This is a genomic window from Pseudomonas sp. zfem004 (assembly GCF_032621715.1).
Classification (GTDB): Bacteria; Pseudomonadota; Gammaproteobacteria; order Pseudomonadales; family Pseudomonadaceae; genus Aquipseudomonas; species Aquipseudomonas sichuanensis.
Window position 1 is genome coordinate 105,753 of sequence record NZ_JAVYJF010000015.1, and the last position, 13,912, is coordinate 119,664.

General features: G+C 66.6%; 13 protein-coding genes. 4 read left to right on the forward strand and 9 right to left on the reverse strand.

Translation table 11 applies throughout. The annotated features are described in order from the left end of the window. Positions 1-44: 44 nt before the first annotated feature. From RTH46_RS17170 to RTH46_RS17180, 3 genes are all read right to left on the reverse strand, one after another. Positions 45-284 (reverse strand): hypothetical protein, encoded by a 240-nt coding sequence (locus RTH46_RS17170; protein WP_316906193.1) that lies wholly within the window; start codon positions 282-284, stop codon positions 45-47. 107 nt (positions 285-391) lie between these two features. Next, complete coding sequence (locus tag RTH46_RS17175) at positions 392-2,512, reverse strand: TonB-dependent siderophore receptor (protein ID WP_316906194.1); 2,121 nt, start codon at positions 2,510-2,512, stop codon at positions 392-394. A 367-nt stretch (positions 2,513-2,879) separates the two neighbouring features. Next, entirely contained in the window at positions 2,880-3,581 is a 702-nt protein-coding gene (locus tag RTH46_RS17180; protein WP_316906195.1) for a YoaK family protein, read from the reverse strand. A 241-nt stretch (positions 3,582-3,822) separates the two neighbouring features. Between RTH46_RS17180 and RTH46_RS17185 the strand changes: the two genes are divergently transcribed. Further along, positions 3,823-4,560: an alpha/beta hydrolase gene (locus RTH46_RS17185; protein ID WP_316906196.1), complete on the forward strand. Its 738-nt coding sequence runs from the start codon at positions 3,823-3,825 to the stop codon at positions 4,558-4,560. A gap of 9 nt (positions 4,561-4,569) precedes the next feature. On the opposite strand, the gene RTH46_RS17190 is transcribed toward RTH46_RS17185, so the two are convergent. Then, positions 4,570-5,184, reverse strand: coding sequence for a dihydrofolate reductase family protein (locus RTH46_RS17190; RefSeq protein WP_316906197.1), 615 nt, complete (start codon positions 5,182-5,184; stop codon positions 4,570-4,572). Positions 5,185-5,327: 143 nt separating this feature from the next. Next, positions 5,328-6,830: a sodium/proton antiporter NhaB gene (nhaB, locus tag RTH46_RS17195; protein ID WP_153788859.1), complete on the reverse strand. Its 1,503-nt coding sequence runs from the start codon at positions 6,828-6,830 to the stop codon at positions 5,328-5,330. A 150-nt stretch (positions 6,831-6,980) separates the two neighbouring features. Here nhaB and RTH46_RS17200 point away from each other — a divergent pair, with 150 nt between their 5' ends. Further along, positions 6,981-7,793: a crotonase/enoyl-CoA hydratase family protein gene (locus RTH46_RS17200; RefSeq protein WP_153788858.1), complete on the forward strand. Its 813-nt coding sequence runs from the start codon at positions 6,981-6,983 to the stop codon at positions 7,791-7,793. Positions 7,794-7,827: 34 nt separating this feature from the next. Continuing rightward, on the forward strand, positions 7,828-8,658 hold the full coding sequence (gene nudC / locus RTH46_RS17205; RefSeq protein WP_153788857.1) for an NAD(+) diphosphatase: 831 nt from the start codon (positions 7,828-7,830) through the stop codon (positions 8,656-8,658). On the opposite strand, the gene RTH46_RS17210 is transcribed toward nudC, so the two are convergent. The 4 genes from RTH46_RS17210 to RTH46_RS17225 form a co-directional block, all read right to left on the reverse strand. After that, entirely contained in the window at positions 8,626-9,405 is a 780-nt protein-coding gene (locus RTH46_RS17210) for a TSUP family transporter (RefSeq protein WP_110994729.1), read from the reverse strand. The genes nudC and RTH46_RS17210 overlap by 33 nt on opposite strands. 168 nt (positions 9,406-9,573) lie before the next feature. Further along, the gene (locus tag RTH46_RS17215; protein WP_316906198.1) at positions 9,574-10,926 is read right to left on the reverse strand and encodes a glutamine synthetase family protein; all 1,353 of its coding nucleotides are present in this window, start codon (positions 10,924-10,926) and stop codon (positions 9,574-9,576) included. A 10-nt stretch (positions 10,927-10,936) separates the two neighbouring features. Then, positions 10,937-11,497 carry a helix-turn-helix domain-containing protein gene (locus RTH46_RS17220; protein WP_153788855.1) on the reverse strand — a complete coding sequence of 187 codons (561 nt, stop codon included), beginning with the start codon at positions 11,495-11,497 and terminating at the stop codon, positions 10,937-10,939. Next, entirely contained in the window at positions 11,490-12,779 is a 1,290-nt protein-coding gene (locus RTH46_RS17225) for an NAD(P)/FAD-dependent oxidoreductase (RefSeq protein ID WP_153788854.1), read from the reverse strand. The genes RTH46_RS17220 and RTH46_RS17225 overlap by 8 nt, the downstream gene beginning before the upstream one ends. A gap of 186 nt (positions 12,780-12,965) precedes the next feature. On the opposite strand from RTH46_RS17225, the gene RTH46_RS17230 reads away from it, so the two are divergent. Beyond that, positions 12,966-13,853 (forward strand): LysR substrate-binding domain-containing protein, encoded by an 888-nt coding sequence (locus RTH46_RS17230; protein WP_153788853.1) that lies wholly within the window; start codon positions 12,966-12,968, stop codon positions 13,851-13,853. Positions 13,854-13,912: the final 59 nt, after the last annotated feature.

The following is a 13,912-nucleotide window of genomic DNA, read 5'->3' on the forward strand; positions in this document are numbered from 1 at the left end:
GCAATGGCAGAGGGCTGCGAGGATAACCGGATCGGTCGGCGTTGTTAACCGCGTGTCGAGGTGGGGAGGGTGGCCGTTTCTGTCACCGTTTGCTGCTGGTCCGCACGCAGCACGGCCAGCCTGCGTTGTTCGTATTGCTCCTGGCTAAGCCCTTGGCGCTGCAACGCTTCGAGCTGCAGTTGGCGCGCTTCGCCGGCGGTGAATGGGCGCAGTTCGGGGTGGTTGGCACAACCGCTCAGTACGGCGATGGCCAGGGCGGCGAGTAATAGGCGAGGGGTGTTCATCGGGCGCTTTCCATGATCGGTGGATCGATGGAGCGAGCTTAGGGCGCACGCCCGATGAGGAGAAATTGCCGCGCTCGATAGTGACTATCGAGGCGGCAAACAGGCGGTCAGAACTTGTAGTTCACGCTGGCTTCGAGGGTACGCGGCGCGCCCGGGGTGGCCAGGTCGACCGAGCCGTGGGCCGAGGCATAGTAGTCGCGGTCGAAGGCGTTCTTCAGGCGCAAGGCCGCATCCCAGTGCTGCACGCTGTACAGCAAGGCGGCGTCGAAGGTGGTGTAGGCGGGCATCACCACCTTGTTGTCCAGCGCGGTGTAGCGGTCGTCGACGTAGTTGGCGCCGGCGGCTACGCGCCACTCGGGGGTGAGGGTGCGCACCAGCCAGACATTGGCACTGTTGCGTGGCGTCAGGGTGGGCACCTGGCCTTCGTTGGCCACGCCGTTGGTCTTGCTGTTGGACTTGGTGATCTCGGCGTCCAGGTAGGCGTAGCCGGCATACACCTGCCATTTGTCGCTGAGCTGGCCGCTGAGGGTCGCCTCGAAGCCGTCGGTGCGCTGTTCACCGGCCAGGATGGTCAGGTTGGGGTTGGCCGGGTCGGCGGTCTTCATGTTGGTGCGTTCGAGGCGGAACACCGCAGCGGTCAGCGACAGGCGGCTGTCGAGGAGGTCCCACTTGGCGCCCACTTCATAGTTGGTGGTCTCTTCCGGCTCCAGGCCCGCGTTGCTCGGGGCGACCGCGAACACTTCGCCCGAAGGCTGGTAGCTGCGGCTGACCGACACATAGTAGGACTGGATCTGGTCAGGCTGGAACACCAGGCCCGCACGTGGGCTCCAGGTCTTGTCGGTGCGGTCGAGGTCGACGTTCTGCACACGGGCGTCGTTGTACTCCTGGCCGAAGATGTCGTAGCGCACACCCAGCAGGGCTTTCCACTGCGAGGTCAGCTCGATCAGGTCCTGCACGTAGAAACCGCTGGTCTGCTGGTAGTTGGTGCCGTTGGACGACAGGTTGGCGGCGTGGTCCGGCACGCCCACCAAGGCGTCGCGGTACACAGGCACGCGGGCCACGTTGTTCTGGCTGTAGACGCGCTGGTACTTGTCCTGGAAGCCGACCTCCACGCCGTACAGCAGGTTGTGCTGCATGCCGGCCAGTTGCGCCTGCTGCTTGAGCTCGGTCTGGTTGAACACACCGCTTTCATCGCGCGCCACGTTGCCGCGGTTGAGCTTGACCAGCAGTTCACCGTTGGGCGCGGTGACGAAGCGGGTTGGGCTGCTGTCGGCCAGGGTGTTGTTGCGGTCCAGGTCGTAGCGGTAGTAACGGCTGGTGTTGGTCAGGGTGAAGTCGTCGTTGATGCGGTAGTCGAGGCTGGCGGTGAACGAGAACACCTCGCTGCGGGCATAGTCCTGCGAGGCGTTGCCCGAGCCGAAGCGCTTGTCGCGGTCGACGTTGGCCGGGCGGTCACCCACGGCCGGGATGCCGAAGTCGATCAGGCGCTTGTCGTACAGGTAGGTGGCGCCGAGGTTCAGCTCCAGGTCGTCGGACAGCTTGAACCAGGCCGATGGAGCGATGGCCTTGCGGTCGATGTAGCCGTCGTCGCGGAAAGTGTCGCTGTCTTCGAAGGCACCGGTGACGCGGTAGGCCTGGTTGCCCTCGGGGGCGGCCCAGCCGCTGTCGAACTGGGTGCGGCGTTTGCCCTCGGTGTCGAGGGTCATGCCCACTTCCTGCTTCGGCGCCAGGCCCGGTTTCTTGCTGATGCTGTTGATCAGACCACCGGACGAGCCACGGCCGTAGAGCACGGCGGCAGGGCCCTTGATCACTTCGACGCGCTCGACGTTGGAGAGGTCGCGAAAGTACAGGGCATCGTCGCGAATGCCGTCGACGTACATGTCGCCGATGGCGCTGAAGCCGCGAATGGTCACCTGGTCGCGCTGGCCGTCGCCGTTCGACAGGCCGACGCCGGGCACGTTCTTGAGCACGTCTTCCATGGACTGGGCGCCCTGGTCCTTGATCACGCTTTCGGGCACCACGTTGACGGTCTGCGGGATATCGCGCAGCGGTGCGTCGATCTTCAGCGCGCTCTTGCTCTCGCTGGCCTTGTAGCTCTGCTGCTCGTAGGCGCTGGTCACCGAGGTGGCCGGCAGGGCCAGCGGGTCCTTGGTCTGCGCATGGACAGCAGGGATGACCAGCAGGCCCAGCATCGACAGGGATACTGGAGCAACAGACTTTTTCGCCATAGGAATACGACTCGTTGTTGTTTGAGGTGGCGAATGGTAATGGTTCGCAAATGTAAAGCAAGTGTAAAGATGAAATATTCGGAAAAATATTTCATTTCGTGGGTGGCTATTCGTTTGGGTGTATTTGTGTTTCGCGCAGAGGCTTCTGGCCCCTCATCGGATTTGGGTAATAAAGATCGGGTGATGGCCACCAGGTGCTGGGCGGTGTTTTTGCAGCGCCTATGAGATCGAGCGCCGCGCGGGCGGCGCTCGATCTTGAGGGCGCTGCAGATCTATCGCCATGCACCTGGTGGCCTTCACCCAGTCTCCTCTCATGCACCTGGCAGCCCACATGCAATCCCAAGTCATGTCACCCCCGACTACCCCCTCAACGCGGCATGTACCCCAACTGCCACGCCCGTGGAATAAACCGGCTCACCAAGGCCAGCACACAGGCCAGGCCACAGCTTGCGAACAACGCCAGCAACCCCAGCCGTTGCTCCAGCCAGGCGCCGATGGCTGCGCCCAGCAACATCCCGCTCCAGGGCACCAACTGCACCCGCCAGCCATGCCGCCGCTCGCCCAGCAACCAGCGCCCCAGCCCGCGGCCAAACCGCGAAAGCGCGCCGGTGACATAGGTCAGACCGATCGGCAGGCCATTCACCTGCTCGACCACGGCATTGAGCATGCCCATGGCCAGGATCGCCGCGGCCAGCGCCGGGAAGCTCGTTGCCAGCGGCCAGGCGGCGGCAAAGGCAAGCAGGGCGGCAACCACCAGCAACAAGGGTGAGGCCCGCCGGCGAAAGTGCCGGGCCAGCAGCACCCCCAGGGCATTGCCCAGCACGAAACTGAAGATCGCCAAGGCCAGGCGCAGCACCAACGCCAGGTCGGCCTGGCTGATGGCCACCGCCAGGCGCGTGGTATTGCCGCTCATGAACGAAACGAAATCACCCAGCGCCAGCAGGCCGATGGCGTCGGTCATGCCCGCCAGCACCGACAGCCCGGCCACCAGCCCCAGGCCAACGCGGCCGCGCAGCACCTGCAGCCTGGCGCGGCGAGCACTGTGCAGGGAAGAGGCGGTGGGCAGCATGAGGGTATGTCTCCGACAGTGGGGTCCCGATCTTATACCGGCGCCAAGGCCTTGCGCATGGGCACGCAGGGAACGTGGGAGTAGCCAGGCCTGGAGGCAGGCACGGCTGTAGACGATACGCGGCAATTGCAACAGCACCCAGGCAAACCACGCAGTGGGCCGGCGCAATCAGCCGCTGCTGGCGATCCCCGGGCGGCAGGCTCATGCTGCGGACTCCCCACGGTTGGCCGCGAGGCATGCGATGCAAAAGGATACGCCGGTAGTCCTGATCAACGGCCTGATCGGCTGCCTGGATCATCCCGCACTACACGACACCCTGCCTACCCGGGTGATCGCCCCCGACCTGCTCGGCTATGGCACGTTGCAGGACACCGCGCCGAAACTGATCGATATTCCCGCCCAGGTCGAGCACCTGCACCGCCAGTTGCAGGCGCGCAACGTGGCGCGGGCACACCTGGTCGGACATTCGGTGGGCGGGGTGGTGGCGCTGATGTTCGCTCACCGCTACCCGCATCAGGTTGCCAGCGTGACCAGTGTCGAAGGCAACTTCACCTTGAACGATGCGTTCTGGTCGGCCTCGGTGGCGCGCATGGAGCGCGAGGCGGTCGAAGAGCTGCTGGCAGGCTATCGGGCCGATCCTGGCGCTTGGCTGGCACGTGCCGGGGTCGCGCCCGATCCACGGCGGCTGGCCCTGGCACAGCGCTGGCTGGCCCATCAGCCGGCAGCCACCTTGCAGGCCATGGCCGCTTCGGTGGTCGCGGTCACTGGCGCGGCCCGCTACCCGCAGCAGCTGCAGGCGGTGTTCAGCGCAACGCCGGTGCACCTGCTGGCCGGCGGGCACTCACGCGCCGGCTGGGACGTACCCCACTGGGCCGAGCGGGCGGCGGCAAGCTATACCGAGCTGGCGGGCGTGGGCCACCTGATGATGCTCGAAGACCCACAAGGCTTTGCCAGTGCCATTGCCCGCCTGCTTGGCTGACGACCGCCCTCAGAACGAGCCGGTACGGACTTCGCCACTGCGCACGTAGTGGGCAAGCAGCACGCCCTTGGGCGTAGTGGCCGATTCCACCAGCTCGAAGGCGGCCGCTTGCGCGTCATCACCGAACAGTCGCTTGCCACGACCGAGCAGCAGCGGGTGGATCAGCAGCCTCAGCTCATCCACCAGGCCGGCGGCCAGCAGCTGGCGCACCAGTTCGCCGCTGCCCTGGGTCAGGAGTACGTCGCCGTCCCGTTGCTTGAGCGCGCGAACCGCGCCGGCCACATCCGCGCCCAAGCCATGGCTGTTGTGCCAGTCGAGCGAGCCGGGATGGTGGGTGGCAACGTGCTTGGGCACGCGATTGAACAGGTCGGCCAGCGAGCTATCGTCCGATTGGTGCTCAACGTGCGGCCAGTACCCGGCGAAGATGTCGTAGGTGCGCCGCCCCAGCAGCAGCTCGAACGGCTGGCTGAACAGCGTCTGCATGGCCTGGCCGAAGGCTTCGTCGGCCAGCGGCGGGATCCAGCCGCCGTGGGTGAAGCCGCCGCTGGTATCTTCCTGCGGGCCGCCGGGGGCCTGCATGACGCCGTCGAGGGTGATGAAGGCGGCGACGATAAGCTTGCGCATGGGGTGTTCCTCTTCAGGTGGCTGTTCGAGGGGTAGTCGAACGGGGCGGGCTGAAATCGACAGGAACGATAGAACATCGGCGACGCGTTGGTGGCTTCAATCGCCGGCAAGCCGGCGATTGAAGCTGGTGTGGACGGGGATGTTTACAACCAGTACGTCACCGCCCACCACCCCAGCCCACCCATGACCACGGTGTAGGGCAGCGCCATCCACACCATGCGCCCGTAGGACAGGCGAATCAGCGGCGCGATCGCTGAAGTCAGCAGGAACAGGAACGCCGCCTGGCCATTGGGCGTCGCCACGCTGGGCAAGTTGGTGCCGGTATTGATCGCCACGGCCAGGGTCTCGAAGTGCTCGCGGCTCATGGCGCCGCTGACGAACGCCTGCTTGACCTCGGTGATGTAGATGGTGGCGACGAACACGTTGTCGCTGATGGCCGAGAGCAGGCCGTTGGCCAGGTACAGCATGCCCGGCTGCTGCTCGGTCGGCAGCGCCAGCACCCAGGCGATCAGCGGGCTGAACAGCTGCTGCTGGTGGATCACCGCCACCACCGCGAAGAACACCACCAGCAGCGCGGTGAACGGCATGGCGTCCTGGAACGCACGGCCCAGGCGGTGCTCGTCGGTGATGCCGGTGAACGCAGTGATCAGCACGATCACCAGCAGGCCGATCAGCCCCACCTCGGCGATGTGCAGGCCCAGGCAGACGATCAGGATCAGCGCCGCCAGCCCCTGCACCACCAGGGCGATGCGTTGCGCCGGGGTGCGTGCGGCGTCGTCTTCGGCGGCGTAGGCGGCCAGTACCTGGCGCACGCGCTCGGGCATCAGCGTGCCGTAGCCGAACAGGCGCAGCTTCTCCAGCAGCACGCAGGTGACCAGGCCTGCGGCCAGTACCGGCATCGACACCGGCGCGACCTTGAGGAAGAAGTCGGCGAAGTGCCAGCCCATCTCATGGCCGATCAACAGGTTCTGCGGCTCGCCCACCAGGGTGCACACGCCGCCCAGCGCGGTGCCCACCGCGCCATGCATCAGCAGGCTGCGCAGGAAGGCGCGGAACTGGTCGAGGTCGTCGCGGTGCAGCTGTTCGACCTGCTGGTCGCTGTCCAGTGACGACTCTTCGCGGGGGTTGGTGCCGGAGGCGACCCGGTGGTAGACCGCGTAGAAACCCACGGCGGCACTGATGATCACCGCGGTCACGGTCAGCGCGTCGAGAAACGCCGAGAGGAACGCCGACAGCACGCAGAACAGCAGGGCCAGCGCGGCCTTGCTGCGCACCCCCAGCAGGATCCTGGAGAACAGGTACAGCAGCAGCTCTTTCATGAAGTGGATGCCGGCGACCATGAACATCAGCAGCAGGATCACCGGAAAGTTGTGCTGCAGCTCTTCATACAGCGCCTCGGGCGTGGCCATGCGCAGCAGCAGCGCTTCGACCAGCAGCAGGCCGCCGGGCATCAGCGGGTAGCACTTGAGCGCCATGCCCAGGGTGAAGATGAACTGCAGCACCAGCGCCCACCCCGTGACCACCGGGCCGAGGGTTGCCAGCAGCAGCGGGTTGAGCAGCAGGAACAGGCAGATGACCGCCTTGTACCAGCGCGGCGACTGGCCCAGGAAGCTGTGGGCGAGGGCGCTGGGCAGGGATTGCGACATGAATTTGTATCCTTTTGATTCTACAGTGGCGCACGGTGCCGCATCGGGCCCCGAGGTGCAAGGCGTGCAGTCCCGCTTTTGGCACATGTGCGGCCTTGTGGGTGCGCTAAGATCCTGCGCGTGAACCCTTTTCCCACAGGAGTGCCGTCCGTGACCGAATACACCGCGTTCAAGGTTGAACTGACCGACAACATCGCCCACGTGCAAATCAACCGCCCGGACAAGATCAACGCGATGAATGCCGCCTTCTGGGAGGAGATCGTCGACATCTTCCAGTGGATCGACGACACCGACGCGGTGCGCGCCGTGGTGATCAGTGGCGCCGGCAAGCATTTCTCCTCGGGCATCGACCTGATGATGCTGGCCTCGCTGGCCGGCCAGCTGGGCAAGGACGTCGGCCGCAACGCCCGCCTGCTGCGCCGCACCATCCTGCGCATGCAAAGCTCGTTCAACGCCGTGGACAACTGCCGCAAGCCGGTGCTGGCGGCGATCCAGGGTTACTGCATCGGTGGCGCCATCGACCTGGTCTCGGCCTGCGACATGCGCTACTGCGCCAGCGACGCACAGTTTTCGATCAAGGAAATCGACATGGGCATGGCCGCCGATGTCGGCACCCTGCAACGTTTGCCGCGTATCATCGGCGACGGCATCATGCGCGAGCTGGCCTTTACCGGGCGCATGGTCGATGCCGAAGAGGCGCTGCGCATCGGCCTGGTCAACCGGGTTTATGCCGACCACGCCGCATTGCTCGATGGAGTCTTTGCCATTGCCCGCGAGATTGCCGCAAAATCACCGATCGCGGTGGCCGGCACCAAGGAGCTGATCAGCTACATGCGTGACCATCGCGTCGACGATGGCCTGGAGTACATTGCCACCTGGAACGCCGCCATGTTGCAGTCCGAAGACCTGCGCGTGGCGGTGGCCGCCCACATGAGCAAACAGCAACCGACGTTCGCCGACTGACCCCGTTGGCGGGCGCCTTCAAGGGACCGCAACGATGTCAGCACGCTGGACAACCGCAGTACTCGACCCGCAGATCACCGGGGGGCTGGCCGTCGCCCGCAGCCCGGAAGGGTTCCTGGTGGACGCCAATGGCGCGCTGTTCCCCCGCGACTGGCTCAAGCGTCAGGCACTGGACGTGCTGTGCGAGCACGGCATCGGCCACTTCGACGGCCAGCCGGTGTTCCTGCTCGAACTGCGCAGCGCCGGCGAGGTGCCGGGCTGCGCCTGGCAGGGCTTGCGCCGGTTCATGCTCGAAGGCGACTTCGACACCTACAAGGTGCTGGGTTACGCCGCGCAGATCGGCACCTGGGCCCGCGAGCACCGCTTCTGCGGCAGCTGTGGCCAGGCGATGACGCAGATCCACTGGGAGCGGGCGATGTACTGCCAGCCCTGCGACCTGCGCAGCTACCCGCGCATTTCACCGAGCATGATCGTGCTGGTTACCCGTGGCGACGAGGTGCTGCTGGCGCGCTCGCCGCGTTTCGTGACGGGCGTCTACAGCACCCTGGCCGGTTTTGCCGAGCCAGGCGAGTCGGCCGAGGACTGCCTGGTGCGCGAGGTGCGCGAAGAGGTGGCGGTGGAGGTGAAGAACATCCAGTACGTCGGCAGCCAGTGCTGGCCGTTCCCGCACTCGATGATGCTCGGTTTCCATGCCGAGTACGCCGGTGGCGAGATCGTCATGCAGCCGGACGAGATCGAGGATGCGCAGTGGTTCAGCGTGCACGAGCTGCCGCCGCTGCCGGCCGGGCGCTCCATCGCCCGCTACCTGATCGACTTGTATGTGGCGCGGCGCTTAGGCCTGGCCGAACCAGTGCTGCCACGCTAGGCGGACGGTCAACGCCAGCACCACGGCGATGAACACCGGGCGGATGAACTTGCTGCCGCCGCTGATCGCCGTGCGTGCGCCGAAGAACGCGCCGACCATCACCGACAGGCCCATGCACAGGCCGACGATGTAGTCCACCTGCCCGGAAATGATGAACACCGTCAGCGCCGCGATGTTGCTGACGAAGTTCATGCTGCGCGCCACGCCGCTGGCGCGGACCAGGTCGATGGGGTAGAGCAGCAGCGTGCTGACGGTCCAGAACGCGCCGGTGCCGGGGCCGGCGACGCCGTCGTAGAAACCCAGGGTGAAGCCTTGGGGGAACTGCCATTTCTTCTTGATCGGCGCATCGGCGTCCAGCGGCGCCTTGGGCGTGCCGCCGAACAGCAGGTAGACGCCGCAGGCGAAGACGATCACCGGCAGCATCTTGTTCAGCCATTCGGCCGGCATGTAATGGGCCACCACCGCACCCAGCAGCGCGCCCGCCAGGGTGCCTGCAATCGCCTGGCGCCACTGCGCCGGGTGGAACAGCTTGCGACGGTAGTAGGTGATGCTGGCCGTGGCCGCGCCGAAGGTGGAGCTGAGCTTGTTGGTGCCCAGCACCAGGTGCGGCGGCATGCCGGCGGTGAGCAGCGCCGGGGTGGTCAGCAGGCCGCCGCCACCGGCGATGGCATCGATGAAACCGGCGACGAAGGCGACCAGGGCGAGGATCAGCAGGGTGAGCGGTTCTACGGTGAGTTCGAAGGGCATGGGGGTCGGCAGGCTGGAAGGCAGGGGTGCGGCAAACTGCCGCGCTAGAGGGGTGACATGGTAAGCCGCCAAGTGTGTGTTGTCAGCACCGACGCCATCGCGGGGCAAGCCCGCTCCCACGCCTCAGCCTGAGCGCCGCGTGGGAGCGGGCTTGCCCCGCGATGGACTTTAAAGGAACCAGCGATACTCCCGCGCACTCACCTCCTGCATGAACGCCAGATGGTCCTGGCGCTTGTTCTCGCAATACACCATCACGAACTCCGCCCCCAGCCCTTCATTCACCGCCGGATGCCCGCGCATGGCCGCCACCGCGCCGAGCATGTCCTTGGGGAAGTCGATGCCGCTGCCACGGTCCTCGTTCAGCGGCGCAATCGGCTCCTGCCCGGCATCGAGCCCGTGCTCCATACCGCACAGGATCGCCGCCAGCACCAGGTACGGGTTGGCATCCGCCCCCGCCAGGCGGTGCTCGATACGCAGGTTGCGCGGGTCCGACTCGGGAATGCGGATGCACGCGTCGCGGTCTTCGAAGCCCCAGCTGGCGCGGCTGGCGGCATTGACCATGGCGCCGTAGCGGCGGAACGCGTTGTGGTTGGCGGCAAAGATCGGCATGCAGTGCGGCAGCAACTCCAGGCAGCCGGCCACGGCGTGGCGCAAGGGGCGTTGGTCGTTGGCCGCGAGCAGGTTGTTGCCTTGCTTGTCGTACAGGCTGACGTGCACATGCATGCCACTGCCCGGCGCCTGCAGGTACGGCTTGCTCATGAACGAGGCGCGCAGCCCGTGCTTGAGCGCCACGCCGCGGGTGCTGCGGCAGAACAGCGCCGCCCAGTCGGCGGCGCGCAGGCCGTCGTCGCAGTGGCCGAAGTTGATCTCGAACTGGCCCGGGCCCAGCTCGGCGGTGATGACGTTGGCGTCCACCCCTTGCGCGTTGGCGGTCTCGACCATGTCGCGCAGCACGTCGGAGAAGCGTGACAGGCGCTCGATATGCATGTTCGGCTGGTCGTCGGCGTCGTCACTGAACGGGTCGTGGGGGAACTGCGGCAGGCCTTCCTTGAGCGCCCGGTCGAACAGGTAGAACTCCAACTCGAACGCCACCACCGGGCGGATACCGCGACGTTCCAGGCGCTGCAGCACGCGGGCGAGCACTTCGCGCGGTTCGAATTCGATGGGGGCGGCGGTGCCGTCGGAGCTGATCAGCATCTGCCCCAGCGGCTCGCGCTCCCAGCTCACCGGCTTGAGCGTGCCGGGCACCAGGCGCCGCGGGGCGTCGGGGTCGCCGTCGTTGAAGCAGTAGTCGCCAATCGGGAACAGCCCGCCTTGCACGCCCAGCAGTACGCAGTTCTGTGGCAGCTTCAGCGGGCTGCCAGCGGCGACCTTTTCCAGCATGTCGATGGGGTAGCGCTTGCCGTAGAAGTGCCCGGGGATGTCCAGGCTGATCAGGTCGACGTAGCGCACCTGCGGGTGCTGGGCGCGGAAGGCGCGGACTTCGCTGAGCAGGTCGGGCATTGTTTTTGTAGTTGTCATGGTCATGCTCTTAACGGAAGACCCAGAGGACCCGGGTCGGCTCGGTGGTGAGGTTGGCGTAGCGAAACTGGCTGTGTGGCGGCAGCTGGAAGCTGTCGTTGGGGTACAGGGTGACGGCCTCGTCACGGCCTTCGAGCCACAGCGTCAGCTCGCCTTCGAGGACGAAGCCGCCCTGTTCCGAGCTGTCGTCCAGGTGCCCGTCGCCACTGCTGGCACCCGGTGCCAGGTGGCTTTCGAGCATGGCGAAGCGGCCATTGAGGGTGGGCGAGGCCAGCACGTCGGTGACGCCGGCGGCGTAGTACAGGGTGCGCCGTTCGCCGGGGCGGGTGACCCAGTCGATCTCCCGTGGCGGCACGGCCTGGTAGAAGTAGGTGGTCGGTACCTGCAGGGCTTCGCTGATGGCGGTGAGGTCGGCCACGGTCGGGCGCGACAGGCCGCGCTCTACCTGCGAGAGGAAGCCCAGCGAGCGGTTGACCCGCCCGGCCAGCTCGTCAAGCGTCAGGCCACGGTGCTTGCGCAGGTCGCGCACCAGCCGCGCCAGGGCTTGGCTGTCGTCGGTCAACTCAGACATGGTCGCGCATCCTGTACCAGGCCTTGGCCGCCGCCTCCAGGGGGGCAGCCAGCAGGTCGCCGCCGGGGAAGCGGCCGTTGTCGATGCCCTGGTACAGCGCCAGCAAGTCGTCGTCGCCGAGGATCGCGTCGCTGACCGCCCGCGCCCCGGCCAGGGTCGGCAGCACGCCGTGCCCGGAGAAGCCTTGCAGCCAGTAGCGCTGGCCTTGGCGGCCGATGTCCGGGGTGCGCTGGATGCTGCAGTCGATATGGCCGCCCCAGGCATGTTCGATGGCTACCCCGCGCAGTTGCGGGAACACCCGTTCCAGGTAGGGGCGGGTGGCGGCGGCGACATCCTTGGGGATGCCGCCCAGGTAGGTGCAGCCACCGCCGAACAGCAGGCGGTGGTCGGGGGTGAGGCGGAAGTAGTCGGGGACGAACTGGTTGTCGATCACGCAACTGTTGCGTGGCAGCAGCGAGGCGGCGAAGTCGGCGTCCAGCGGCGCGGTGGCCACCTGGTAGGAGCCGACCGGCAGCAGGCGCCGCGCCAGGTTGCGGTCGAGCCGGTCGATGTAGGCGTTGCAGGCCAGCACCAGCACGCTGCTGCGCACTTCGCCCTTGTCGGTGCGGGCGACGAAGCCTTCGGCCGTTTCGTGGTAGTCGAGCACCTGGCTCTGTTCGAAGATGCGCCCGCCGGCCTGTTCGATCGTGGCGGCCAGGCCCTGGGCCAGTTTCAGCGGGTTGAGGTGGGCGCCGTTGGGGTCCAGCAGGGCGGCCTGGTAGCGTGGGCTGTCGATCCACTCGGGCAGCTCGTCGCGGCCGATCAGGCGCAGGCAGTCGTAGCCGAATTTCTCTGCCGCGTCGCGTTGCGCTTCCTCCAGCAGCTTTACCCGCCGGGGCAGCACGGCAGTCCACAGGCTGCCGAGGCGGTAGTCGATGTCGAAGCCGTGGCGCGCCGGCAACTCGCCCATCTCGCGGGCGGCCCAGCACATGCTGTCCCACAGGCGCCGGCTGCGCTCCAGGCCCAGGGCCTTTTCCAGTGGCGGCATGTCGCAGGACCAACCCGGCAGGGCCTGGCCACCATTGCGCCCGGAGGCGGCCCAGGCGACGCGGCTGGCTTCGAGCAGGGTTACGCGTTTACCGGCCAGGGCCAGGCGCAGGGCAGTGTGCAGGCCGCTGAAACCGGCGCCGATGATGAGGATGTCGGTGTCGTGCTGGCCGTGCAGGGTAGGGCGCAGGGGGATGGCGCTGGGGTAGGTCTGGGCGTAGTAGCTGGCGACGTGCTGGGCGGATTGCTTGAACATGCCGGTGCCTCGTGAAATTTGTTTTGATTATTTTCATGAAAAAATAGCAGATAAATTTCATTGCGCCAGTGGGAAGAAGTTGGCGATATGATCCGGGGACCGCGTTCGGCCTGCTTACTTGACGTGGGAGCGGGCTTGCCCCGCGATGCGTTGCGCCCCCTCGACAATCACTAAAAGACCCTGCCCATGCGCCGCCTACCATCGCTAACCGCCCTGCGCACCTTCGAATGCGCCGCCCGCCATGGCCACTTCGGCCGCGCCGCCGCCGAGCTGTGTGTCACCGACAGCGCCGTCAGCCACCAGATCCGCCAGTTGGAGGAACAACTCGGCGTCGCCCTGTTCGAGCGGGTCGGCCGTCAGGTGCGCCCGAGCGCCGAGGCCGAGCGCCTGCTGCACCACCTGCAGCAGGCCTTCGAACTGATCGGCAAGGCCTGCGACGAGCTGCGCGACCCGGCTTCCCAGGCCGTGCTGCGGGTGGCGGTAACGGCGGAGCTGGCGCAGAAATGGCTGGTGGCAAGGCTGGCCGACTTCGGCAGCCGCTACCCGCACATCACCCTGCACCTGCACGACCAGCCGATCGACGCCGGCGCCCCGGCGCTGGACGTCGACCTGGCCATCACCTACGGCACCAGCAACCTGGATGCCAGCACCCACTTCGTGCGGCCCCTGCCGCTGCTGCAGTTCTTCCCGGTGTGCAGCCCGGGGCTGTTCAACCAGGGCGGCCTCAAGCGCCCGCGCGACCTGGTGCGCCATTGCCTGTTGCACGACGATCAGGATGGCCGCACCTGGACCACCTGGCTGGCCACCCACGCCGAAGACGCCTTGCCCACCCGGCAACTGTATTTCCCCCACGCCGCCCTGGCGCTGGAGGCGGCGTTGCTGGGGCAGGGCGTGGCCATGGGCGATAACCTCACCTGCCAGGCCGACCTGCAAAGTGGTCGCCTGGTGCGCCCGTTCAGCGCCAGCGTCACCGCCCAGGGGCAGTACGCGCTGGTGTGCGAGCGCCTGCGCCTGGAACGCGGCGCAGTGGCGCAATTCATCGAATGGTTCATCGAACAGCTGGGCGATAGTTGAATTGAACTCAGCTATCGCTGAGTTTTCATCGTTGGAAGGCAAAAGCGCCGCGGCGTAGC